The organism is Streptomyces sp. NPDC079167, assembly GCF_040686735.1.
Taxonomy (GTDB): Bacteria; Actinomycetota; Actinomycetes; order Streptomycetales; family Streptomycetaceae; genus Streptomyces.
This window is the reverse complement of record NZ_JBFBLO010000028.1, coordinates 23,731-46,524: the sequence shown is the minus strand read 5'-3', so window position 1 is coordinate 46,524 and position 22,794 is coordinate 23,731. Positions and strand designations below refer to the sequence as shown.

18 protein-coding genes are annotated in these 22,794 nt (G+C 71.4%); 11 read left to right on the top strand and 7 right to left on the bottom strand.

The window, feature by feature from the left end:
* Positions 1 to 23: 23 nt before the first annotated feature.
* Positions 24 to 1,214, bottom strand: a complete 1,191-nt coding sequence (locus AB0P41_RS34660; protein WP_356715912.1) for a saccharopine dehydrogenase NADP-binding domain-containing protein — start codon at positions 1,212 to 1,214, stop codon at positions 24 to 26.
* A 205-nt stretch (positions 1,215 to 1,419) separates the two neighbouring features.
* Between AB0P41_RS34660 and AB0P41_RS34655 the strand changes: the two genes are divergently transcribed.
* From AB0P41_RS34655 to AB0P41_RS34635, 5 genes are read left to right on the top strand one after another with little or no spacing between them, the layout of a single operon-like run.
* Positions 1,420 to 2,571 carry a CaiB/BaiF CoA-transferase family protein gene (locus tag AB0P41_RS34655; protein WP_365936047.1) on the top strand — a complete coding sequence of 384 codons (1,152 nt, stop codon included), beginning with the start codon at positions 1,420 to 1,422 and terminating at the stop codon, positions 2,569 to 2,571.
* Positions 2,571 to 3,605, top strand: coding sequence for an LLM class F420-dependent oxidoreductase (locus AB0P41_RS34650; protein WP_356715909.1), 1,035 nt, complete (start codon positions 2,571 to 2,573; stop codon positions 3,603 to 3,605). Before AB0P41_RS34655 ends, AB0P41_RS34650 begins: the two co-directional genes overlap by 1 nt.
* Before the next feature lies 1 nt (position 3,606).
* On the top strand, positions 3,607 to 4,749 hold the full coding sequence (locus AB0P41_RS34645) for an acyl-CoA dehydrogenase family protein (RefSeq protein WP_356715907.1): 1,143 nt from the start codon (positions 3,607 to 3,609) through the stop codon (positions 4,747 to 4,749).
* Positions 4,750 to 4,786: 37 nt separating this feature from the next.
* Positions 4,787 to 6,001, top strand: coding sequence for an acetyl-CoA C-acetyltransferase (locus AB0P41_RS34640; RefSeq protein ID WP_356715905.1), 1,215 nt, complete (start codon positions 4,787 to 4,789; stop codon positions 5,999 to 6,001).
* Positions 6,002 to 6,036: 35 nt separating this feature from the next.
* Positions 6,037 to 8,208, top strand: a complete 2,172-nt coding sequence (locus AB0P41_RS34635; RefSeq protein ID WP_356715903.1) for a 3-hydroxyacyl-CoA dehydrogenase NAD-binding domain-containing protein — start codon at positions 6,037 to 6,039, stop codon at positions 8,206 to 8,208.
* 60 nt (positions 8,209 to 8,268) lie between these two features.
* Here the strand turns inward: AB0P41_RS34635 and AB0P41_RS34630 are convergent, their stop codons facing one another.
* Entirely contained in the window at positions 8,269 to 9,009 is a 741-nt protein-coding gene (locus tag AB0P41_RS34630) for a MerR family transcriptional regulator (RefSeq protein WP_356715901.1), read from the bottom strand.
* A 388-nt stretch (positions 9,010 to 9,397) separates the two neighbouring features.
* Between AB0P41_RS34630 and AB0P41_RS34625 the strand changes: the two genes are divergently transcribed.
* Positions 9,398 to 11,236 carry an AMP-dependent synthetase/ligase gene (locus tag AB0P41_RS34625; RefSeq protein WP_356715899.1) on the top strand — a complete coding sequence of 613 codons (1,839 nt, stop codon included), beginning with the start codon at positions 9,398 to 9,400 and terminating at the stop codon, positions 11,234 to 11,236.
* Between the two features lie 40 nt (positions 11,237 to 11,276).
* Positions 11,277 to 11,753 carry a macro domain-containing protein gene (locus AB0P41_RS34620; RefSeq protein WP_356715897.1) on the top strand — a complete coding sequence of 159 codons (477 nt, stop codon included), beginning with the start codon at positions 11,277 to 11,279 and terminating at the stop codon, positions 11,751 to 11,753.
* Between the two features lie 19 nt (positions 11,754 to 11,772).
* On the opposite strand, the gene AB0P41_RS34615 is transcribed toward AB0P41_RS34620, so the two are convergent.
* A complete protein-coding gene (locus AB0P41_RS34615) occupies positions 11,773 to 12,936 on the bottom strand; it encodes an acyl-CoA dehydrogenase family protein (protein WP_356715895.1) in 1,164 nt (387 codons plus the stop codon).
* A 128-nt stretch (positions 12,937 to 13,064) separates the two neighbouring features.
* Between AB0P41_RS34615 and AB0P41_RS34610 the strand changes: the two genes are divergently transcribed.
* Positions 13,065 to 13,697 (top strand): TetR/AcrR family transcriptional regulator, encoded by a 633-nt coding sequence (locus AB0P41_RS34610; protein ID WP_356715893.1) that lies wholly within the window; start codon positions 13,065 to 13,067, stop codon positions 13,695 to 13,697.
* A 6-nt stretch (positions 13,698 to 13,703) separates the two neighbouring features.
* Here AB0P41_RS34610 and AB0P41_RS34605 read toward each other — a convergent pair whose 3' ends face one another.
* Together AB0P41_RS34605 and AB0P41_RS34600 are read right to left on the bottom strand one after the other, a co-directional pair.
* On the bottom strand, positions 13,704 to 15,143 hold the full coding sequence (locus AB0P41_RS34605; protein ID WP_365936046.1) for an aldehyde dehydrogenase family protein: 1,440 nt from the start codon (positions 15,141 to 15,143) through the stop codon (positions 13,704 to 13,706).
* Positions 15,143 to 16,018, bottom strand: a complete 876-nt coding sequence (locus AB0P41_RS34600) for an oxygenase MpaB family protein (protein ID WP_365936045.1) — start codon at positions 16,016 to 16,018, stop codon at positions 15,143 to 15,145. Before AB0P41_RS34600 ends, AB0P41_RS34605 begins: the two co-directional genes overlap by 1 nt.
* 182 nt (positions 16,019 to 16,200) lie before the next feature.
* Between AB0P41_RS34600 and AB0P41_RS34595 the strand changes: the two genes are divergently transcribed.
* Positions 16,201 to 17,094 (top strand): oxygenase MpaB family protein, encoded by an 894-nt coding sequence (locus tag AB0P41_RS34595; protein ID WP_365936044.1) that lies wholly within the window; start codon positions 16,201 to 16,203, stop codon positions 17,092 to 17,094.
* Here AB0P41_RS34595 and AB0P41_RS34590 read toward each other — a convergent pair.
* Entirely contained in the window at positions 17,057 to 18,106 is a 1,050-nt protein-coding gene (locus tag AB0P41_RS34590; protein ID WP_356715885.1) for a LacI family DNA-binding transcriptional regulator, read from the bottom strand. The genes AB0P41_RS34595 and AB0P41_RS34590 overlap by 38 nt on opposite strands.
* A gap of 234 nt (positions 18,107 to 18,340) precedes the next feature.
* On the opposite strand from AB0P41_RS34590, the gene AB0P41_RS34585 reads away from it, so the two are divergent.
* Entirely contained in the window at positions 18,341 to 20,080 is a 1,740-nt protein-coding gene (locus tag AB0P41_RS34585) for a BCCT family transporter (protein WP_365936043.1), read from the top strand.
* A 12-nt stretch (positions 20,081 to 20,092) separates the two neighbouring features.
* Here AB0P41_RS34585 and AB0P41_RS34580 read toward each other — a convergent pair whose 3' ends face one another.
* Positions 20,093 to 21,025, bottom strand: a complete 933-nt coding sequence (locus tag AB0P41_RS34580; RefSeq protein ID WP_365936042.1) for an FAD-dependent oxidoreductase — start codon at positions 21,023 to 21,025, stop codon at positions 20,093 to 20,095.
* Positions 21,026 to 21,131: 106 nt separating this feature from the next.
* Here AB0P41_RS34580 and AB0P41_RS34575 point away from each other — a divergent pair, with 106 nt between their 5' ends.
* On the top strand, positions 21,132 to 22,772 hold the full coding sequence (locus tag AB0P41_RS34575) for an ABC-F family ATP-binding cassette domain-containing protein (RefSeq protein WP_356715880.1): 1,641 nt from the start codon (positions 21,132 to 21,134) through the stop codon (positions 22,770 to 22,772).
* The last annotated feature ends 22 nt before the right edge of the window (positions 22,773 to 22,794 follow it).

The following is a 22,794-nucleotide window of genomic DNA, read 5'->3' as shown; positions in this document are numbered from 1 at the left end:
CACGTACGCGTGCCCGCCGGGGCTCAGCGCACCGCCGCGACCCGGAAGCGCAGCCCGGCGGCCGTCAGCCGCTCCAGCAGTGCGTCACCCATCGCCACGGCCGTCGTGACCTGACCCGACGTCGCCGGCAGGTCGTCGAGGGCGAGCGCCAGAGCCGCTTCGGCCAGCATCTTCGCCGTCTCGTCGTAGCCCGGGTCGCCGCCCGACACCTCCGTGCAGACCTGTCGGCCGCCGCCCTCCCCGATGAAGCGGACGGTGAACCAGCTCCGCTTCCTGCGCTGTTCGCCGGGTCCGGTGCCCGGCTCGACCCGGGCCGAGAGCCAGTCGCGCGCGGCGGGGATCTGGGCGGCCCCGGCCAGCAGGACCGTCGCCGCCGTGCCGCCGAGCGCCACCGGCAGGTGCTTCACCGAGGCGAAGTGCCGGTAGCGGAAGTCGGGGCCGTAGCGCTCCAGCCCTCGTGCGGACCGCTCCACCACACGGGGGTCCAGGGTCGGCAGCGGCAGCGCCCAGGTGCCGGTCTTCGGGCTGAAGTGCGGTGCCCCCTGCGGGGCGCGGGCCCTGCGGCCGACCAGGCGCGGCTCGTGCAGGCGCCGTTCACGCGCCGCCCGCGCCATCTGCGGGCCGCGGCCCATGGCGGTGAGCGCCGAGGCGAACGTACCGCCGGAGAAGACCGCGTTGGTGCGGACATAGCCGTCGACGGTGAGCGGCACTCCCTCGGGAAGCTGCTGGACCGTGAAGTAGGCGCCGAGGTCGTGCGGTACGGAGTCGAAGCCGCAGGCATGCACCAGGCGTGCCCCCGTCTCGCGGGCACGGGCGTCGTGTTCCAGGTACATCCGGTCGACGAACTCGGCCTCTCCGGTGAGGTCGGTGTAGTCGGTCCCGGCCTCCGCACAGGCGGCGACCAGCTTCTCGCCGTGCCAGAGATAAGGCCCGACCGTGGACGCCACCACGTGTGTGGACCCGGCGAGTTCGCGCAGGGCGTCGGCGTCGTCCGCGTCGGCCGTCAGCAGTGGCAGGTCCGCGCAGCGCGGGTGCTGTCCGGCGAGGCGCTCACGCAGCTGTTCCAGCTTGCCGCGGCTGCGGCCCGCCAGGGCCCAGCGGCAGCCGGCCGGCGCGTGCGCCGCGAGATATTCGGCCGTGAGCGCCCCGACGAAGCCGGTGGCTCCGAAAAGGACCACGTCATAGGGGCGTTCCGCCCCGTTCTGCCTGTTCATGAGTGCCTCCGTCTGCGCCGGCGCCGCTGTGGCAGCCAGAGGGTAGCCGAGGCGTTTGTCGTGCCGCGCGGCCGGGCGGGCTTCGATGCGAGAGGATCCGGAGGCAAAGACTAAGCGCTTGCTCGGCCAAAAGGGTTGTGCGGAGTGCGGTCGGTTCTTAGCATCATCGATGTTACATCAGTTGTGTCACACCGCTGGGGGCTTGATGGCAACGACAGGACACAGGCCGCAGGGCCCGCTGACCGGCGTGCGCGTCGTCGAACTGGCGGGCATCGGCCCCGGCCCGTTCGCCGCGATGCTCCTCGCCGACCTCGGTGCCGACGTGGTGCGCGTCGACCGGCCCGGAGGCTCGGTCATCGGCATCGAGCCCGCCTTCGACCTCACCAACCGCAACAAGCGGTCGGTCCTCGTCGATCTGAAGGACGAGGGCGGAGCCGGGCAGGTCCTCGACCTCGTCGAGCGCGCCGACGTCCTGATCGAGGGCTACCGGCCGGGCGTCGCCGAACGCCTCGGCGTCGGCCCGGACGCCTGTCTGGAACGCAATCCGCAACTCGTCTACGGACGGATGACCGGCTGGGGCCAGGACGGGCCGCTGGCCGGGCGGGCAGGGCACGACATCGGCTACATCGCCCTCACCGGGACCCTGTCCATGATCGGCAGATCCGGCGAACCGCCCACGGTCCCCGCCAACCTGGTCGGCGACTACGCGGGCGGATCGCTCTACCTCGTCGTCGGTGTGCTCGCCGCCCTCCAGCACGCCCGTACGCCGGGCGGGACAGGGCAGGTCGTCGACGCGGCCATCGTCGACGGCGCGGCCCATCTCGCCACGATGATCCACGGCATGCTGGCGGCCGGCAGCTGGCAGGACCGGCGCGGCTCCAACCTCCTCGACGGCGGTTGCCCCTTCTACGGCTCCTACGAGACCTCCGACGGCGGGTACATGGCGGTCGGGGCCCTGGAACCACGCTTCTACGAGGAGTTCGCCGGGCTTCTGGGACTCGGTGACGAGGCCCCCGACCGCAACGACCCCGGCCGCTGGGAGGAACTGCGCGCCGTGGTCGCCTCCCGTTTCAGCACCCGTACACGCGCCGAGTGGACCGAGGTCTTCGAGGGGACGGACGCCTGTGTGGCTCCCGTCCTCTCGCTCCGCGAGGCACCCCGCCACTCCCACCTCGCCGCCCGCTCCACCTACGTGGAGCACAGCGGTCTCACCCAGCCCGCCCCCGCGCCCCGCTTCTCCGCGACTCCCGTCTCCGTGCGCAGCGCACCCGCGCTGCCCGGAGCGGACACCGAGGCCGTCGCGGCGGACTGGGGTCTGCCGGGCCTGCTGACCACCGGGAAGGAAAAGACCGGCTGATGGAACTCTCCCTGCCGCTGAACTACGCGGGCGACCCGCGCGCCGCCTGCGACGAGGTCGCCGCGCTGGAGTCCGCCGGGCTCGACGCCGTATGGGTCGCCGAGGCGTACGGCTTCGACTCGCCCACCCTCATGGGCTATCTCGCCGCCCGCACCGAACGCCTGAAGATCGGCGCGGCGATCCTCAACGTCTACTCCCGGACCCCCGCCCTCATCGCCCAGACCGGCGCCGGGCTCGACGCCGTGTCCGGCGGGCGCGCCCTGCTCGGCCTCGGCGCCTCGGGTCCGCAGGTCGTGGAAGGCTGGCACGGCAAGCCCTACGACAAACCGCTCGGACGGACCCGCGAGACCGTCGAGCTCTGCCGCCGGATCTGGCGCCGTGAGGTCATCGACCACCACGGCATCACCGACATGCCCCTGCCGAAGGAGAAGGGCGGCAAGCTCGGCAAGCCGCTGAAGATCCTCACCCGGCCGGTGCGCGACACCATTCCCCTCTACGTCGCCTCGCTGGGCCCGGCCAACGTCCGGCTGACCGCCGAGGTCGCCGACGGCTGGCTGCCCACCCTCTACATCCCGGAGAAGGCCCAGCAGGTCTGGGGCACGGCACTCGCCGAGGGCAAGGCGAAGCGCGACCCCTCGCTCGGCCCCCTGCAGACCGTGGCGGGCGGCCTGCTGGCCATCGGTGACGACGCCGCCGCCGTCCGGGACCTCGCCCGGCCGCAGATCGCGCTGTACGTGGGCGGCATGGGAGCGCCCGGCAAGAACTTCTACAACGACCTCGCCGTCGCCTACGGCTACGAGAAGGAGGCCGCCACCATCCAGGAGCTCTACCTCTCCGGGAGGAAGAAGGAGGCCGAGGCGGCCGTCCCGGAGGAGTTCTGCGAGCTCATGACGCTCTGCGGCCCCGAGGGGTACGTACGGGACCGCATCGAGGCGTTCCGTGAGGCCGGCGTCACCATGCTCAACGTCACCCCTGTCGGCCCCGAGCCGGCGCGGCTGATCTCCACCGTCAAGAACTGGCTCCAGGGGGCTTGAAGTGCAGCGGCAGATCTTCACCGAAGAGCACGACGCGTTCCGCGAGACCGTCCGCACCTTCCTCGCCAAGGAGGTGCTCCCGCACTACGAGCAGTGGGAGAAGGACGGCATCGTCTCCCGCGAGGTCTGGCTCGCCGCAGGCCGCCAGGGGCTGCTCGGCCTCGCCGTCCCCGAGGAGTACGGGGGCGGCGGCAACGCGGACTTCCGTTACAGCGCCGTACTGGCCGAGGAGTTCACCCGGGCCGGGGTGTCCGGGCTGGCGCTCGGCCTGCACAACGACATCATCGGCCCCTACCTCACCGGCCTCGCCACCGAGGAGCAGAAGCGGCGCTGGCTGCCCGGCTTCTGCAGCGGCGAGACCATCACCGCCATCGCCATGACGGAACCCGGCGCGGGCTCCGACCTCCAGGGCATCCGCACGAGCGCCGAGGACAAGGGCGACCACTGGCTCCTCAACGGCTCGAAGACCTTCATCTCCAACGGCATCCTCGCCGACCTGGTGATCGTCGTCGCCAAGACCTCCCCGGAGGGCGGTGCGAAGGGCCTCTCGCTGCTCGTCGTCGAGCGCGGCGCCGAAGGCTTCGAGCGGGGCCGCAACCTCGACAAGATCGGCCAGAAGTCCCAGGACACCGCCGAGCTGTTCTTCGACGACGTACGCGTCCCCAAGGAGAACCTCCTCGGCGAGCTCGACGGCGCGTTCATCCACCTCATGACCAACCTGGCCCAGGAGCGCATGGGCATAGCGGTCGCCGGGATCGCCGCCGCCGAACACCTCCTGGAGATCACCACCCAGTACGTCAAGGAGCGCGAGGCCTTCGGGCGTCCGCTCTCCAAGCTCCAGCACATCCGCTTCGAGATCGCCGAGATGGCCACCGAGTGCGCCGTCACCCGGGCCTTCCTCGACCGGTGCATCGTCGACCACTCCGAGGGGACGCTCGACGCCGTCCACGCCTCGATGGCCAAGTGGTGGGCCACCGAGCTGCAGAAGCGCGTCGCCGACCGCTGCCTCCAACTCCACGGTGGTTACGGCTACATGACGGAATACCGGGTCGCCAAGGCGTTCACCGACGGCCGCATCCAGACCATCTACGGCGGGACGACCGAGATCATGAAGGAGATCATCGGCCGCTCGCTGCTCTCCTGACCGCCCCGCCCCGCACCGACCCCGAAAGGCAGCTGCCTTGAGTACCGAAGCATTCGTCTACGACGCGATCCGCACACCGCGCGGCCGCGGCAAGGCCAACGGCGCCCTGCACGGCACCAAGCCGATCGACCTCGTCGTCGGCCTCATCCACGAGATCCGAGACCGCTTCCCCGGCCTCGACCCCGCGGCCATCGACGACATCGTCCTCGGCGTCGTCAGCCCGCTCGGTGACCAGGGCTCCGACATCGCCCGTATCGCCGCCATCGCAGCGGGACTCCCGGACTCCGTCGCGGGCGTACAGGAGAACCGCTTCTGTGCCTCCGGCCTGGAGGCCGTCAACCTGGCCGCGGCCAAGGTGCGTTCCGGCTGGGAGGACCTCGTCCTGGCCGGTGGCGTCGAATCGATGTCCCGGGTGCCGATGGGCTCCGACGGCGGCGCCTGGGCCATGGACCCGATGACCAGCTTCGAGACCGGCTTCGCCCCGCAGGGCATCGGAGCCGACCTCATCGCCACCATCGAGGGCTTCTCGCGGCGCGACGTCGACGAGTACGCCGCCCTGTCGCAGGAGCGCGCCGCGATCGCCTGGAAGGAGGAGCGCTTCGCCCGCTCCGTCGTCCCGGTCAGGGACCGCAACGGTCTGCTCGTCCTCGACCACGACGAGCACATGCGCCCCGGTACGACCGCCGACTCCCTCGCCTCGCTCAAGCCCTCCTTCGCGACGATCGGCGAGATGGGCGGTTTCGACGCGGTGGCCCTCCAGAAGTACCACTGGGTCGAGAAGATCGACCACGTCCACCACGCGGGCAACTCCTCCGGGATCGTGGACGGCGCGGCCCTCGTCGCTATCGGCTCGAAGGAGACCGGCGAGCGCTACGGACTCACCCCCCGCGCGCGGATCGTCTCCGCCGCCGTATCCGGCTCCGAGCCGACCATCATGCTCACCGGGCCCGCCCCCGCGACCCGCAAGGCACTGGCCAAGGCCGGGCTCACCATCGACGACATCGACCTCGTCGAGATCAACGAGGCCTTCGCCGGAGTCGTCCTGCGCTTCGCCAAGGACATGGGGCTGAGCCTCGACAAGGTCAACGTCAACGGCGGCGCCATCGCGCTCGGCCACCCGCTCGGCGCGACCGGCGCGATGATCCTCGGCACGCTCATCGACGAACTGGAGCGGCAGGACAAGCGCTACGGCCTCGCCACCCTCTGCGTCGGCGGCGGCATGGGCATCGCCACCGTCATCGAGCGTCTCTGACCGTCCCGGCCCCTCTGCTTACGGAGAAAACAGCAATGACCGAGAGCACGACCATCCGCTGGGAACAGGACGAGACCGGCGTCGTCACCCTCGTACTCGACGACCCCGACCAGTCCGCCAACACGATGAACCAGGGCTTCAAGGAGTCCATCGCGGCCGTCGCCGAGCGCGCCGAGGCCGAGAAGGACTCCATCCGGGGCATCATCTACACCTCCGCCAAGAAGACCTTCTTCGCGGGCGGCGACCTCAAGGACATGATCAGGATCGGTCCCGAGAACGCCCAGGCGGCGTTCGACGCAGGGACCGCCATCAAGAACTCCCTGCGCCGCATCGAGACCCTCGGCAAGCCCGTCGTCGCCGCCATCAACGGCGCCGCGCTCGGCGGCGGTTACGAGATCGCGCTCGCCGCCCACCACCGCATCGCGCTCGACGCCCCCGGCTCCCGTATCGGTCTGCCCGAGGTCACCCTGGGCCTGCTGCCCGCCGGCGGCGGCGTGACCCGCACCGTACGGCTGATGGGCGTCACCGACGCGCTGCTGAAGGTCCTCCTCCAGGGCACCCAGTACACCCCGCAGCGGGCGCTGGAGAACGGCCTCGTGCACGAGGTCGCCGCCACCCGTGAGGAGATGCTCGACAAGGCCCGCGCCTTCATCGACGCCCACCCCGAGTCGCAGCAGCCCTGGGACGTCAAGGGCTACCGGATCCCCGGCGGAACCCCGTCCAACCCCAAGTTCGCGGCCAACCTGCCCGCCTTCCCGGCGAACCTGAAGAAGCAGCTGGCCGGCGCGCCCATGCCCGCACCCCGCAACATCATGGCCGCGGCGGTCGAAGGATCGCAGGTCGACTTCGAGACCGCGCAGACCATCGAGGCCCGCTACTTCACCGAACTGGTCACCGGCCAGGTCGCCAAGAACATGATCCAGGCCTTCTTCTTCGACCTCCAGGCCGTCAACTCCGGCGCCAGCCGCCCGGCGGGCGTCCCGGAGCGCCAGGTCCGCAAGGTCGCCGTCCTCGGTGCCGGGATGATGGGCGCGGGCATCGCCTACTCCTGCGCCCGCGCCGGCATCGAGGTCGTCCTCAAGGACGTGTCCACGGAGGCGGCCGCCAAGGGCAAGGGCTACAGCGAGAAGCTCCTCGCCAAGGCGCTGTCCCGGGGCCGTACGACCGAGGCGAAGCGGGACGAGCTGCTGGCCCGCATCACCCCGACCGGGGACCCGGCCGACCTCGCGGGCTGCGACGCCGTGATCGAGGCGGTCTTCGAGGACACCGCGCTCAAGCACAAGGTGTTCCAGGAGATCCAGGACATCGTCGACCCCGACGCGCTGCTCTGCTCCAACACCTCGACGCTCCCCATCACCGCGCTCGCCGAAGGGGTCACCCGCCCGGCGGACTTCATCGGGCTGCACTTCTTCTCGCCCGTCGACAAGATGCCGCTCGTCGAGATCATCAAGGGCGAGAAGACCGGCGACGAGGCCCTGGCACGCGCCTTCGACCTGGTGCGCCGGATCAAGAAGACCCCGATCGTCGTCAACGACTCCCGCGGCTTCTTCACCTCCCGCGTCATCGGCCACTTCATCAACGAGGGTGTCGCGATGGTCGGCGAGGGCGTCGAGCCCGCGTCGGTCGAGCAGGCGGCGGCGCAGGCCGGCTACCCGGCCAAGGTGCTCTCCCTGATGGACGAGCTGACGCTCACCCTGCCCCGCAAGATCCGCGTCGAGACCCGGCGTGCCGTCGAGGAGGCGGGCGGCACCTGGGCCACGCACCCCGCGGACGAGGTGGTCGACCGGATGGTCGACGAGTTCGGACGGCCGGGACGCAGCGGGGGAGCCGGGTTCTACGAGTACGGCGAGGACGGCAGGCGGGGCGCGCTCTGGACGGGGCTGCGTGAGCACTTCACGAAGCCCGGCACCGACATCCCCTTCGAGGACATGAAGGAGCGGATGCTCTTCTCCGAGGCGCTGGACAGCGTCCGCTGTCTGGAGGAGAACGTCCTGATGACCGTCGCCGACGCCAACATCGGCTCGATCATGGGCATCGGCTTCCCGGCGTGGACCGGTGGCGTGCTCCAGTACATCAACGGTTACGAGGGCGGCCTGCCCGGCTTCGTGGCGCGCGCCCGGCAGCTGGCCGAGCGGTACGGAGACCGCTTCCTGCCGTCCGCGTACCTCGTGGAGAAGGCCGAGAAGGGCGAGACCTTCCACGACTGACGGCAGCCCCACGGGCCGCGTTCACCCTTCCACGACCGACGGCCGCTTCACGGGCCGCGTTCACCCTTCCTCGCCCGCGGTGAACGCGGCCCGCAGCTCCTCCTTCAGCGACCGCTGGAAGGCTGTCAGCAGGGCCTGGAGCACCATCGGCTGCATATTGGCCGAGAGCGACTTCATCGCCTTCACGTGCTCCGGGTCCGACTCCCGCTCCCGGTAGGGGGTCCACACCTCGTCCCGGAAGAGCCGGGACAGCTCGTGGGCGGCCGAGCGGGTGTGCTCCAGCAGGACCGTGCGCGCGGCCAGGATGGTCTCGTGGGCGATGGGCACCTCGAGGAGCTCCACCCCGAGCCGCACCAGACCCGGATCGACCAGGAGGGGACCTCCGGCCTTGCCCGGACGTTCCAGCACTCCCATCGCCGCCAGTCGGTCGACGTCCTGCTCGCTGAGGGCCCTGCCCGCCCTTCGCTCCAGCTCCGCGCGCTCCATCTCCTCGGCCGCGTCCGGCGCCCAGGACGCCACCAGGGCGCGGTGGATGGCAAGATCCTGAGCGCTCAGGTCGGGCGGCAGCTGCTGGAGATAGCGCTCGATGGCGGCCAGTGTCATGCCCTGGTGCTGGAGCTCCTCGATCAGGGCCAGCCGGGACAGGTGGTCGTGCCCGTAGTGCCCGACGCGCCGCGGCCCGATCACCGGCGGAGGCAGCAGACCCCTGGTGCTGTAGAAGCGCACGGTGCGCACGGTGACTCCCGCGCGCGCCGCCAGTTCGTCGACGGTCAGCGTCGGCTCGTCGTTACCCGTTGCCATGGCTGCTCCTTGTCGCGGGCAGACCCGTCCTGCCGGGCCTGGGTCGATCAGGTGCAACAGTATTGCTGTATCACCACTGTTGTGAAAGTGCCGGGGGCCGCCTCCGGCCGGAAGGCGGGGCGCCGGTCCGTGCCCCGCGCGACCCTCGCGGGGAGCTGTGAGGAGCAGCCCCTCCCCATCGCCGTGCACGGGCGTCCGCCGCACTCCGGAGGGCGCCCTCGCGCGCGGGTGCCACGAGGCGTGGGACCCGCGCAGGGTCTTGTACCAATCGGGTGCAACAGTATTGCTGTCTCACCGGTGGTGTGAAAGTCTCCGGCACCATCGAAGCGCGTCATTCCCTCCGGTACGGGCCCGTACGGCGCCCGGCCGACGGCAACAGGAGACGGCCGTGACCACGATCCTGCGAGTTCCCACCGAGACCGACCGGCTCACCCTGCCGGCCCTGCTGGCGCGTAACGCCGAGGACCACGGTGACCTGCCCGCCCTCTCCTGGCGGAGCCCTGACAGCGGTGACGGATGGACCACCCTGACCTGGCGGGAGGTGCGCCGCGAGACGGCGGTGCTCGCCGCCGGGTACGCCGCCCAGGGCGTCGTACGCGGGCAGCAGGTGCTGATGATGATGGGCAACCGCCCCGAACACTGGCTCAGCGACCTGGCCCTCACACACCTCGGCGCGGTACCGGTCACCGTGTACGGCACCGCCGCCCCCGAGCAGATCGCGCACATCGCCCGGCACAGCGGTGCCCGGCTGGCGGTCGTCGAGGGGGCGCGGGAACGCGAGCGCTGGGAACCGCTCCTCGCCGACGCCACCGTCCCCCTGGAGGTACTGATCGTCGTGGAGCCGGAGGACGCCGGTGGGCACCCGGCGTACGCCTCCCTGCACGCGGCAGGACAGAAGGCCTACGACGAGGAGGAGTTCGAAGCGGTCTGGAGGGCATCGGGTGCCGACGACCCCCTCACGGTCGTCTACACCTCGGGCACCACCGGCGACCCGAAGGCCGTGCCCCTCACCCACCGCAGCGTGGTCGTCAACGCGCTCGCCCTGGACCGGGTGGTGGAGCTCCCGGACCATGTCGCGCACATCTGCTACCTTCCGTTCGCACACATCGCCGAGCGGATGCTGGGCATCTACCTGCCGGTCTTCCGGGCCTCGCACGTCCATCTCTGCGCCGACACCGCGGCTGTCGCGTCCACCGCGCGCGCCCTGCACCCCGCCCAGTTCTTCGGCGTCCCCCGGGTGTGGGAGAAGCTCGCCGCGTCCGTGAAGGCCGCGCTCGCCACCCTGTCCGAGGAGCAGCGGACAGCCATCGAGGCGGCCGGGGAGACCGCCCGCGAGCACGTGGCCTTCCGTGAGCGGGGCGAACAGCCGCCCGCGGAGCTGGAGAGCGCCTACCGCCGCGCCAAGGAGACGGTCCTCGACCCGGTGCTCTCCCTCGCCGGCTTCGAGCGGCTGGTGTGGACGGCCAGCGCCTCCGCACCCATGCCGCTGGACGTGGTGCGCTTCTGGGCGGGCTTCGGCATCGTCGTCATGGACGCCTGGGGACTCACCGAGACGGTCGGCGTGTTCACCACCAACAGCCCCTCCGGGTTCCGCCTAGGCTCCGTCGGCAGGCCGCTGGACGGGCTGGAACTGAAAATCGCCGAGGACGGCGAGATCCTGGTCCGGGGCGAGACGGTGTTCGCCGGATACCTGCGCGCCGACGGGACCGTGGAGAGGGCGCTCGACGCCGACGGGTGGTTCGCGACCGGGGACATCGGCCGGATCGACGACGACGGATACCTGTGGCTCACCGACCGCAAGAAGGAAATGATCATCACATCGACCGGGAAGAACGTCTCCCCGGCCCTGGTGGAGAACGCCCTCAAGGAACACCCGCTGATCGGCCAGGCGTTCGTCCACGGCGACGGCCACTCCTACCTGGTGGCGCTCCTCGTCCTGGACGCCGAGATGGCACCCGCCTGGGCGGCGGCCCGGGGCGTCGAGGCCGGTGAGGACATGGCGGCGCTCGCCGCCCACCCCGCCGTACGCGAGGAGGTGGACCGCGCCGTCCAGGCCGCCAACGCCCGGCTGAACCGCACCGAACAGGTCAAACGCCACCGGCTGCTGGCCAGGGAGTGGGGTCCCGACACCGGCGAGCTGACCCCCTCGCTGAAGCTGCGCCGCCGCGTCGTCCGCGAGCAGTACGCAAAGGTGCTGGACGCCCTCTACGAGGAGAGCGGCACCTGATCCGGGGCCGGTTGTCGGTGGGGGGACGTACGGTGAGGACATGTCGGGGATCACCTACGTACGGGGCGACGCCACCAGCCCCCGGGGCAAGGGCGTCAAGCTGATCGTGCACTGCTGCAACGACCTGGGCGGCTGGGGGAAGGGCTTCGTCCTGGCCCTCTCCCGCCGCTGGCCCGAGCCGGAGGCCGCCTACCGCCGCCGGCACCGCGAGCGCGCGGGCAACGACTTCGGCCTGGGCGCCGTGCAGTTCGTCCAGGCCGGCCCGTACACCTGGGTGGCCAACCTGGTCGGGCAGCGGGGGATACGCACCGGCAGCAAGGGTGTGCCGGTGCGTTACGAGGCGATCGACGCCGGCCTGGACAAGGTGGCCGCCAAGGCGGCCGAGCTGGGCGCGTCGGTCCACATGCCGAGGATCGGCTGCGGGCTGGCGGGCGGCACCTGGTCCCGGGTCGAGCCGCTCCTCACCGACCGGCTGGTGAGCCGCGGTATCGAGGTGACGGTGTACGACTTCGGCTGAGTGCCGCCCGCGTGGTGCCCTACAGTCCGTAGCTCTTGCCGATGATGTCGCGCTGGATCTCGCTCGTGCCGCCGTAGACGGTCGACACGACCGCCGCCCGCAGATGCCGCTCCATGTCGTACTCCGTCGCGTAGCCGTAGCCGCCCATCATCTGCATGCCCTCCAGAGCCGCGTGCCGCGCCGTCTCGGTGGCCTTGAGCTTCGCCATCGAGGCCTCGCGGGGGAAGAGCCGCTCCGGCTCGGCGTCGCAGGCCGCCGCCACGTCGAAGACCAGCAGCCGGGCGCACTCGATCTCGGTCGCCAGGTCGGCCAGCCGGTGCCGCAGCGCCTGGAAGGAGCCGACCGGCCGGCCGAACTGCTCGCGCCCCCGCACATACGCGACGGTGTCCTCCAGGATCCGCTCCGCCAGCCCCAGCATGTTCGCCGCCAGGAAGAGCCGCTCCGCGTTGAGGCCGGCCATCAGCTGGGTCCAGGCGCGGTCGGCCGTGCCCACCACCGCGTCGGCCGGCAGCGAGACGTCGGTGAGGAAGACGTCGTTGACCTCGCGGCCGCCCATGGTCTCGATGGGCCGGATCTCGATCCCGGGCGTCCCGGCAGGGACATGGAACATGGTCAGCCCCTCGTGCTTCGCTCCGCTCGCGTCCGTGCGGGCGACCAGCAGGATGTGCTCGGCCAGATGCGCGTTGGAGATCCAGGTCTTGTGGCCGTTGACCAGCCAGCGCCCGTCCGGCGACCGTTCGGCCCGGCACCGCAGCGCCGCCACGTCGGAACCGGCCTCCGGCTCCGACATCGCGATGGACAGCACCTGGCCGTCCACCGCACCGCCGATCGCCGCCTTGCACTGCGCCTCGCTGCCGAAACGCTCGTACGCCTTCGCCGTGATCACCGAGGTGATGAACCCGCCTGCCGGCACCAGGCCACGCGCCGTCTCCCGGAGGAAGAGGCAGGCATCCGTCATCCCGCCGCCCGAGCCACCGTAGGCCTCGGGCAGGCACACACCGAGCCAGCCCAGCTCCGCCAGCCGGGCGTACAGGGACGGCGCGTGCGGGCCGCCGGCCTCCGCCGCCAGCGCGTCGCGCTGCTCACGCGTGCCGCATTCGCGCCGGGCGAAGTCGCGCAGTGCGCTGACGAAGGCCCGCTGCTCGGCGGAGACCGAGCGGGGGAGGGCGTGGTCGGTGGACATGGAAGCCTCCAGAGGGGAGTTGCGGAGCGGAGTTGCGGAGCGCAGTCGCGGGGTTACAAAGAACCGGATCGGATAACTTTGTTGCGTTGTCGATATGGTTGAGTGGTCACGACGGACGGAGAGGGCTCATGGCGGCACCGGATACCGACGCGTCACTGCTGGCCGGGGCGCTCGGCGGGACACCACCGTCCGACGCGCTGAGCGAGCAGATCCTGGACGCCGCACGCGAGCAGTTCATGACCTTCGGGCTGCGCCGCTCGACCGTCGACGACGTGGCCAAGCGGGCCAAGGTCTCGCGGGTCACCGTGTACCGCCGGATCGGCAACAAGGACAGCCTGGTCTCCGCCTGCCTGCTGCGGGAGTACCGCAGATTCGTCCTGGACGTGGACAAGGCGGTGGCCGCGCTGCCCACCATGGAGGAGCGGCTCGTCGCCGGCTTCGTCGCCGTCCTCAAGCACATCCGTGAACATCCGCTGGTGGGCGGGTTGCTGCGGCTGGAGCCGGAGATCATGCTCCCCTTCCTCACGCTGGAGAGCGGGCCCGCCCTCCGCGCGATGCGCGGATATCTGGCCGACCGGCTCCGCCACGCCCAGCGTGCCGAAGGGCGGCCGGAGACGGACACGACACCGGTCGCCGAACTGATGGTGCGGATCACGGTCTCCTTCCTCCTCAACCCGGTGAGCTGCTTCGAGCTGGACGACGACGAGCAGGTGCGCACGTTCGCGCGGCGCTATCTGGTGCCGCTGCTCGGAGCCGGCTGACCGCCCTCAGAACCGGGCGTGCAGTTTCCTGCCCAGCTCGACGGCCCGGGCGACCTTCTCCCGGGGCGTCGCGAACGATGTCAGGTCCACCGCAGGTGCGAACCGCCGTACGGTGACCGAGTGCGGCGCCGCGAAGGACCGCAGCCCCTCCTCACCGTGGATCCGTCCGTACCCCGACTCGCCCGCGCCGCCGAACGGCAGGGAGGGGATCGCGGCGAAGCCCAGCACCGAGTTCACCGACACGGCGCCGGAGCCGAGGCGTCCGGCCAGCGCGATCCCGGCCGCCCGGGAGCGGGTGAACACGGCGGCGCCCAGGGAGTACGCCGACGCGTTGGCCCGCTCCACGGCCTCGTCCATGTCGCGCACCGGGTTCACCACGACGACCGGGCCGAAGGTCTCCTGCGTCACGGCCGGTGAGTCCTCCGGCACCCTGGAAAGGACCACTGGCCCGAGCACGCCGCTCCGCAGGGCGTCGGGCCCGCCCAGTTCGGCGGTGCCGCCGTCCACCAGGGCCTGCTTCACATGGTGCTCCACCACTCCCAGCTGGGACGGCAGGGTGAGCGGGCCGTAGGCGTCACCCGGCACCAGCGACCGCGCACGGCTCACGACGCGCACGCACAGGGCCTCGTGCACCGAGGCCACCGCGTACACCCGCTCCACGCCGGCGCAGGTCTGGCCCGCGTTGCTCATCGCGCCCCACACGATCGCGTCGGCCGCCGCGTCCAGATCGGCGTCCGCCGCGACCAGCACCGCGTCCTTGCCCCCGCACTCGGCGAGCAGCGGTGTGAGCGTGGCCGCGCAGGCGGCGGCGACCTTGCGGGCGGTGCCGGGCGAGCCCGTGAAGGCGACCTTGTCCACCCCGGACGGTCCTTCCGCGCCGGCCAGGGCGGCCCCGGTGGAGCCAGGTCCGGTGACCGTCCGCAGCAGCCCCGCGTGGTCCGGGACGGCCTCCCCGAAGCTCCGGGCCAGCAGTTCCCCCACCCCGGGCGTGAGCTCGGACGGTTTGAACACCACGGCGTTGCCCGCCGCGAGGGCGTAACCGATCGAGCCCATCGGTGTGTAGAGCGGGTAGTTCCAAGGCCCGATCACGCCGATCACCCCCAGCGGGCGGTAGGCCAGCATCGCCCGCTGATGGACCGACAGCAGGCCGGACGGCACCCGCCGGCTGCCCAGCACCCGGCGGGCGTTGCGGGCGGCCCAGTCCAGATGGACCACCGTCAGCAGCACCTCCGAGCGGGCGTCCAGCACCGGTTTGCCGGTCTCCGCCGAGATCACCTCGGCGAACTCGTCCGCGCGGCGGGCCAGTTCGCGTTTCCAGCGGAGGAGCGACGCACGCCGCTCCCGCGCCCCGAGCGCCGCCCAGGCGCGGCCGGCGCTCCTGGCCTGCGCCACTGCGGCGCGGATGTCCTCGATGCCGTGCACCGCACGGTCTGTTCCGGTCGTCATCACTTCTCCATCGGCAGTGGTTCCAGCGGGCGGCTCTGCGCCCAGTGCGGTCCGAGGTCGTCGAGCCGGTATCCGAAGGGGTAGCTGCGCGGCCGGGGACGGGAAGGCAGCCATCGGGGCCGCGCGGGCAGCAGCCGTACGCCGTGCGAGCGGGCGTGCACCAGACGGTCGGCCGCCGCACGCACCCACCGCGGCTGCTCCGGGAAGCCCAGCGCCCGCAGTAACGGCTCGTCCAGCAGGGCCAGCGAGAACCTGGCCACCCACGGGCGCAGCGGGGCCGGGTACCACGCGGCCATGACCCGGAAGGTGGCGTTGGCGACGCGCCGGTTCGCCGGGTCGTACGCGAACATACGGGCCTCGTAGGAGTCGAGCAGCTCCTCGAAACCCTCGTAGGTGCCGGGTGCGCCCTCGATGCCCATCATGGCCGCCATCCGCCGCCCCACCTCCGCCAGTGCCGCCGTCTCCTGCGCGCACAGGGGCCGCCACCCGAACCGGTCGATCCAGCGTTTGGGTCCGACGACCGTGGTGGCCAGCACATAGAGATAGTCCTCGTTCGGGATGCGGTACTTGCCGTGGATCCGGTTGAGGTGGCGGGCCGCGGCCCTGGCGCGCTCCGAATCGAAGCCCTCGGCCGCCATCTCGTATCCGAACAGGACGGTGTCGTCGTAGCGCTTCTGGCCGTTGCGCTCGAACTCCTGGGTGCGGTCGAGCAGTACGGAGATCCTCGGAACCCCGTAGTCGCGCAGGAAGGCGACGCTGATGCCCTGCCGGTAGTCCCAGGGGAACTCGTACTGGGACATCAGCCGGAGTATCTCGGCGCAGTCGCTGACGGGATCCATCCGGCGTATCTCGCGTAATCGGCTGTAGCGGCCCATGGTGTGCGCCCTCCTCCGCTCAACACATCTGCTGCGTAAGGCATATGGCCGAACCTCTCCCCATGGAGAGTCAAAGTTACAAATACTATTGACTTGTTTCACGCGGCACGTCAACACTGCGGCGTGGCCGCATACTGGAACACGAACGGTCCGAGCAGCCTCCGACCCCCGGGAGCATCAGGATGACCAGCGCGGGAGAGCCCGCACCGCCCCCGCCCGGCGGGGTGCTGTGGAGCCTTGCCGGAGACATCCGGGGTCTCCTGATGCTGCCCGCCGCCCTGACGCTCCAGGTCGCCCGTCCGGCCGTCGGCGCCGGCGTCGACGATCACTCGGTCTTCCGTACGGACCCCTGGGGGCGCGGCGAGCGGTCGCTGAGCTCGCTCCTGCTCTGGGTGTACGGCGGCGAGGCCGCCGCCGAGGAGGGGCGCCGGCTCAGGAAGCTCCACCGTACGATCCAGGGGACCGACACCCGCGGCCGCCGCTACCACGCGCTGACCCCCGCCAACTACGCGTGGGTGCACGCCACGGGCTTCCCCGTCTACCAGCACGCGTCGCGCTATCTGGTCCGCCCGCTCACCGACGCGCAGGAACGCGCCCTGTACGGGGAGTGGCTCCAGGTCGGCCGGATCCTCGGTATCGACGACCGGGACATGCCGCAGACCATCGAGGAGTTCTGGCCGTACTACCGCACGATGCTGGCCGACGAGGTGGAGGCCACCGTCGTCGTACGGGAACTGGTCGCCACGGACGCTCCCGTACCGCCGCCCGACCGTGGGCCCCTCGCCCTGCGCCTGGTCCTGAAGGTGCTGTGGCCCGTGCTCCTCCCGCCGCTGGCGCGGTTCCGCAGCTTCCTCACCGTCGGGCTGATGCCGCCGGACGCCCGCGAGGCCATCGGGCTCGACTGGACCCCGGACCAGGAGCGCCGCCTGCGGCGCTTCGGCGCCGTGGTGCGGCGGATCGTGCCCCTGCTCCCGGAGCGCCTGCGCTATCTGCCGCTCGCCAGGTCGGCGCGGGCCGGGTGGCGGGCCTCGGGAGGGCTCAGGCCGAGGTCCGGCGGACCAGTTCGGTCGGGGTGATCACGGACTCGGGCCATGTCCCGGTGTCACTGTTCAGCCGTTCCATCAGCAGTCGCACCATCAACCGCCCCATGCCCTCCACGTCCTGACGGACCGTCGTCAGCGGGGGCACGGTGGCCTCCGCCACCGAGGTCATGTCGTCGAAGCCGACCACCGCCACGTCCTCCGGCACCCTGACGCCCCGCTCGCGCAGCACCCGCAGGGCGCCCGACGCCATCAGGTCGTTGGACACGAAGACGGCGTCGAGGTCCGGATGGGCGTCCAGCAGGCCCGCCATGGCCCGGGCTCCGCCCTCCGCGGTGAAGTCGCCGTCCGCGACGAGTTCCGCCCCCGCGTCCGGGAGCACGTCGTGGTACCCGTCGATCCGGTCGAGTGCCGACGTCTGGTCGCGGGGCCCGGCGATGTGCGCGATGCGCCGCCGGCCGAGCGAGACCAGATGACGCACGGCCTCGCGGGCGCCGCCCCGGTTGTCGCAGTCGACGTACGGCACCTGCGCCGTGCCCTCACGCGCCGCGGGGTGTTCGGGGCGGCCCCCGTAGACCGTCGGGACCCGGAAGCGCCGGATGATGGCGGGCAGTTCGTCGTCGGTGTGCAGGGAGAAGGCCAGTACGCCGTCCACGTGACCGCCGGCCAGATAGCGGGTGACCCGGTCGAAGTCGCCGCTGCCCTCCACCAGGAGCAGAACGAGCTGTGCGTCGTGGGCGTTGAGCTCGCGGCTGATCCCGCGGATCTGGCGGGAGAAGAAGGGGTCGGAGAAGATACGGAACTCGGGCTCGTCGATGATCACGGCGACAGCGCCGTTGCGCCGGGTGACCAGCGTCCGCGCGGCGTGGTTCGGGATGTAGCCGAGCTCGTCGACCGCCTTGCGCACCTGGTCCACCAGCGGCTGACGTACGCCCGCACCGCCGTTGACGACACGGGACGCCGTGGCCCTGGACACTCCGGCGCGGGCAGCCACGGCCTCCAGGGTGGGCCGGGCGTCACGGTGCTGATCGGGGGTCGGGTCGGGCAAGGGTCGCTCCTCGTACACGTGCGCCCGGGGCTGGGAACGGCTGGAACCGGTGGGTTCGGGCACGGACGCCGTCAGCCTATCGGCCCGGCCGGAGCCGGCCGACGCCGGAGACGCGGACGCGTTCACTCCGTAAACGGTCGCGCGTGTACCGCTCGGCGTTCCCGGAAGATGCGCGGCGAGTGTGGTACTGCCTACGGAGAGCGAAATATTCGCATTGCGTGAAAGGTGCCATTTGTGTCACACGAAGAGCAGAGAACGGGTGGGCGAGGGGGGTATCTGCCGGTGACGGCGGATCTGCCCACCGATCCGCACCACGGCCGCCGTCCCACGACCGACCGGGTGGTGTTCGGCGTCTCCGCAGTGCTCACCATCGCCTTCGTGATCTGGGGTGCCACGGCCACCGACTCACTGACGGACGTCTCCAGCACGCTGCTCAACGGACTCATCCACAACGGCGGCTGGGCCTTCATGCTGGCGGCCTCCGGCTTCGTGGTTTTCGCCCTCTGGCTCGCGATCAGCCGTTACGGGAGGATCTCGCTCGGCCAGGAAGGGGAGAAGCCCGAATTCAGGACGGTCTCCTGGGTCGCGATGATGTTCAGCGCCGGCATGGGCATCGGCCTGATGTTCTACGGAGTGAGCGAACCGCTGGCCCATTTCGTCAATCCGCCCCCGGGCACGCACCCCGCCGACGCCGCCGAGGCCATGCAGACGGCGATGGCGACCACCCTCTTCCACTGGACGCTCCACCCCTGGGCGATCTACGCGGTCGTCGGGCTGGCCATCGCCTACAGCGCCTACCGGCGGCACCGGCGGCAGACCATCAGCGCGGTGTTCATCCCGCTCATCGGCGAGCGGCACTCCCACGGGGTCGTCGGCCGCGTCATCGACATCCTCGCCATCTTCGCGACGCTCTTCGGCTCCGCGGCCTCACTGGGTCTCGGGGCTCTGCAGATCGGCAGCGGCTTCCAGGAGCTCGACTGGATGGAGAAGACCGGGACCGGCCTGCTGGTCGCGATCATCGCGGTCCTGACGGCAGCCTTCGTCGCATCGGCGGTCTCCGGTGTGGAGAGGGGCATCCAGTGGCTCTCCAACATCAACATGGTGCTCGCGCTGATCCTGGTGATCTTCGTGTTCGTCGTCGGCCCCACCATCATCATCCTGGACCTGCTGCCCACCTCGGTCGCGGCGTACTTCGGTGACCTCGCCCAGCTCGCCGGCCGGACCGAGGCGACGGGAGAGGGCGAAGTCGCCGACTGGCTCGCGAGCTGGACCGTCTTCTACTGGGCGTGGTGGATCTCCTGGACGCCCTTCGTCGGCATGTTCATCGCGAGGATCAGCCGCGGCCGCACGATCCGGCAGTTCGTCGGCGGCGTGATCCTGGTGCCCAGCACGGTCAGCCTCGTCTGGTTCGCCGTCTTCGGCGGCTCGGCGATCGAACTGCAGAGGGACGGAAAGCTCGGGGACGTCGGTGACACCCCGGAGGCTCAGCTCTTCGGGGTCCTCCACGAATATCCGATCGCCACCGTGATGAGCATCCTCGTCATGATCCTCGTCGGCATCTTCTTCGTCTCCGGCGCCGACGCCGCCTCCATCGTGATGGGGACGCTCTCCCAGAAGGGCGTCCTCGAACCGGCGAAGTGGGTCGTGATCTTCTGGGGTGTCGTCACCGGGGCCGTCGCGGCGATCATGCTGCTCATCGGCGACGGGCAGGGGGACGCCCTGGCGGGCCTCCAGAACCTGACCATCCTGGTGGCCGCCCCCTTCACCATCGTGATGATCGGGATGTGCGTCGCGCTCATGAGGGACCTCCGTCAGGACCCGATGATCGTCCGCAGGGAGTTCGGCGTGGAGGCCGTCGAGTCCGCCGTCATCGAGGGGCACGCCAAGTACGCCGGGGACTTCGAGATCCGGATCGGGCCCGGCACCGCGGAGATCACCACCGACGAACGCCACAAGCACGACCCGCCGGCCTGACGGGATCGCGGCTCAGCACACCAGCTGGGCCGCCGTCCGCGCACAGCCCCGGGCCACCGTCACCCCGGCGCCCCCGTGGCCGTAGTTGTGCACCAGCAGCCCGCCGCCCGGCAGCTCCTCCGCCTCGATGCGTACCCCGGCGTCACGGGCCGGCCGCAGCCCGACCCGGTGGCCGATGACCCGGGCCCCCGCGATCTCCGGCCGGATCCGCGCGCACCGCGCCACGATCTCCGCGGCCGTACGCGGATCGGGAGCGGTGCGCGCGTCGTCCGTCTCCGCCGTGCCGCCCAGCACCAGCCCGCCCGGCTGCGGGAAGAGATACGTCGTCGCGCTCGACGCCGGATCCGCCTCGGTGAACCACTCCTCGATTCCGGGGTTCTCCACCACCACCAACTGTCCGCGCACAGGCCGCACCCCCGCGTCGGGAACCAGTTCGCGCGCGCCGAGCCCGGTGCAGTTCACGACCACCCGCGCCTCGGCCGCCGCCTCCGCGAAGCCACGTACCGTACGCCGCTCGACCACGCCCCCCGCGGCGGACAGCCTGCCCTCCAGCCAGCGCAGATGGGCCGGCATGTCGATCAGCGGAAGCGTGACCCGCAGCCCCTCCGCCACCTCGGACGCGCCCTCCAGGGCCCGGGCCCACGGCCCGAGCGCGGCCAGGCGTTCGCCCCCGTGCACCCCGGCGACCATACGGACGCCCGTCTCGGCGGGGGCGGCGGCCAGTTCCTCGTACACCCGGAGCGTTTCGAGCGACCAGTCACCCACCAGCGCCTCCGGCTCGATGCGGTACGGCCACCAGAGCGCGCCGGCCACGGCCGAGGTCGTGGCCGCCGCCGGGTCCCTGGACCAGACGCGCACCCGCAGGCCGCGCTCCGCCAGCAGCAAAGCCGTGGTCAGCCCGCTGACCCCGCCGCCCACCACGATCACGTCCGCCACCGTGTTCACCCCTGTCTCCATGCCGTCCCGCGCGCGCCGGGGACGGGAGGCCCATGCTCGCACCCCCGTCCGGCGGGAGGACCGGCCCCCGCGGTTGGTTAGGATCAGCACCCTGATGACTGCCACCCTCGTCGCCAAGGAACTCGCCGCCGGGCACGGCGACCGCACACTCTTCGCGGGACTCGACCTCGTGGTCGCGCCCGGCGACGTGATCGGTCTCGTCGGAGCCAACGGCGCCGGCAAATCCTCGCTGCTCCGCCTGCTCGCGGGGCTCGACCGGCCGGAGGAGGGCGAGCTGAGGCTCTCCCCGCCCACCGCGACCGTCGGACACCTTCCGCAGGAGCCCGAGCGCCGCGCGGGTGAGTCCGTACGGGAGTTCCTCGCCCGCCGCACCGGGGTCGCCGACGCCCAGGCCGCCATGGACGCCGCCACCCAGGCCCTGGTCGACGGAGCGCCCGGCGCCGACGACGCGTACTCCGAGACGCTGGAGCGCTGGCTCGCGCTCGGCGGCGCCGACCTGGACGAACGCGCCGAGGAGGTCGCCGCCGACCTCGGCCTGACCATCGGCCTCGACCTCCCGATGACGGCCCTCTCCGGCGGCCAGGCGGCCCGCGCCGGCCTGGCCTCGCTGCTGCTGTCGCGCTACGACGTCTTCCTGCTCGACGAGCCCACCAACGACCTGGACCTCGACGGCCTGGAGCGCCTGGAGCGTTTCGTGTCAGGACTGCGCGCGGGCACCGTCGTCGTCAGCCACGACCGCGAGTTCCTGATGCGTACGGTCACCAAGGTCCTGGAACTCGATCTGGCCCAGCAGGAGATCAATCTCTACGGCGGCGGTTACGCCTCCTACCTGGAGGAGCGCGAACGCGCCCGCACCCACGCCCGCGAGGAGTTCGAGGAGTACGCCGACAAGCGCTCCGCGCTCGAGGGCCGCGCCCAGATGCAGCGGGGCTGGATGGACAAGGGCGTCAAGAACGCCCGCCGCAAGGCCACCGACAACGACAAGATCGGCCGCAAGTTCCGCAGTGAGGCCAGCGAGAAGCAGGCCGCCAAGGCCAAGCAGACGCAGCGCATGATCGAGCGCCTCGACGTCGTCGAGGAACCCCGCAAGGAGTGGGAGCTGCGGATGGAGATCGCCTCCGCGCCGCGCTCCGGTTCCGTCGTGGCCACGCTCCGCGACGCCGCAGTCGTCCGCGGGGACTTCTCCTTCGGGCCGGCCACCCTGCAGATCGACTGGGCCGACCGGGTCGCCATCACCGGGGCCAACGGGGCGGGCAAGTCCACCCTGCTCGCCGCCCTCCTCGGACGGCTCCCCCTCGACGCGGGCCACGCCTCGCTCGGCTCGGGCGTCGTGGTGGGCGAGGTCGACCAGGCCCGCGAGCTGTTCCACGGCACGGAGAGCCTGCTGGACGCCTTCTGCGCGGCCGTCCCCGACACCGAGCCCGCCGAGGTGCGCACGCTGCTCGCCAAGTTCGGCCTGCGCGCCGGCCACGTGCTGCGGCCCGCCACGACGCTCTCCCCGGGCGAGCGCACCCGTGCGGGGCTCGCGCTCCTCCAGGGGAGGGGCGTCAACCTGCTCGTGCTGGACGAACCGACGAACCACCTGGACCTGCCGGCGATCGAACAGCTGGAGTCGGCGCTGGAGGCGTACACCGGGACGCTGCTGCTGGTGACGCACGACCGGCGGATGCTCGATGCCGTCCGCACGACCCGTCGTGTCGAGGTCTCCGACGGCAAGGTCACCGAGTCCGGCTGACCGCGAGGGGCCCGTCCCTCCC

What these genes read in the sequence shown, in the direction of transcription:
- AB0P41_RS34660 (WP_356715912.1), bottom strand. Translation starts at nt 1,214, where the DNA reads ATGAACAGGCAGAACGGGGCGGAACGCCCCTATGACGTGGTCCTTTTC.
- AB0P41_RS34655 (WP_365936047.1), top strand. Translation starts at nt 1,420, where the DNA reads ATGGCAACGACAGGACACAGGCCGCAGGGCCCGCTGACCGGCGTGCGC.
- AB0P41_RS34650 (WP_356715909.1), top strand. Translation starts at nt 2,571, where the DNA reads ATGGAACTCTCCCTGCCGCTGAACTACGCGGGCGACCCGCGCGCCGCC.
- AB0P41_RS34635 (WP_356715903.1), top strand. Translation starts at nt 6,037, where the DNA reads ATGACCGAGAGCACGACCATCCGCTGGGAACAGGACGAGACCGGCGTC.
- AB0P41_RS34630 (WP_356715901.1), bottom strand. Translation starts at nt 9,009, where the DNA reads ATGGCAACGGGTAACGACGAGCCGACGCTGACCGTCGACGAACTGGCG.
- AB0P41_RS34620 (WP_356715897.1), top strand. Translation starts at nt 11,277, where the DNA reads ATGTCGGGGATCACCTACGTACGGGGCGACGCCACCAGCCCCCGGGGC.
- AB0P41_RS34615 (WP_356715895.1), bottom strand. Translation starts at nt 12,936, where the DNA reads ATGTCCACCGACCACGCCCTCCCCCGCTCGGTCTCCGCCGAGCAGCGG.
- AB0P41_RS34610 (WP_356715893.1), top strand. Translation starts at nt 13,065, where the DNA reads ATGGCGGCACCGGATACCGACGCGTCACTGCTGGCCGGGGCGCTCGGC.
- AB0P41_RS34605 (WP_365936046.1), bottom strand. Translation starts at nt 15,143, where the DNA reads ATGACGACCGGAACAGACCGTGCGGTGCACGGCATCGAGGACATCCGC.
- AB0P41_RS34600 (WP_365936045.1), bottom strand. Translation starts at nt 16,018, where the DNA reads ATGGGCCGCTACAGCCGATTACGCGAGATACGCCGGATGGATCCCGTC.
- AB0P41_RS34595 (WP_365936044.1), top strand. Translation starts at nt 16,201, where the DNA reads ATGACCAGCGCGGGAGAGCCCGCACCGCCCCCGCCCGGCGGGGTGCTG.
- AB0P41_RS34575 (WP_356715880.1), top strand. Translation starts at nt 21,132, where the DNA reads ATGACTGCCACCCTCGTCGCCAAGGAACTCGCCGCCGGGCACGGCGAC.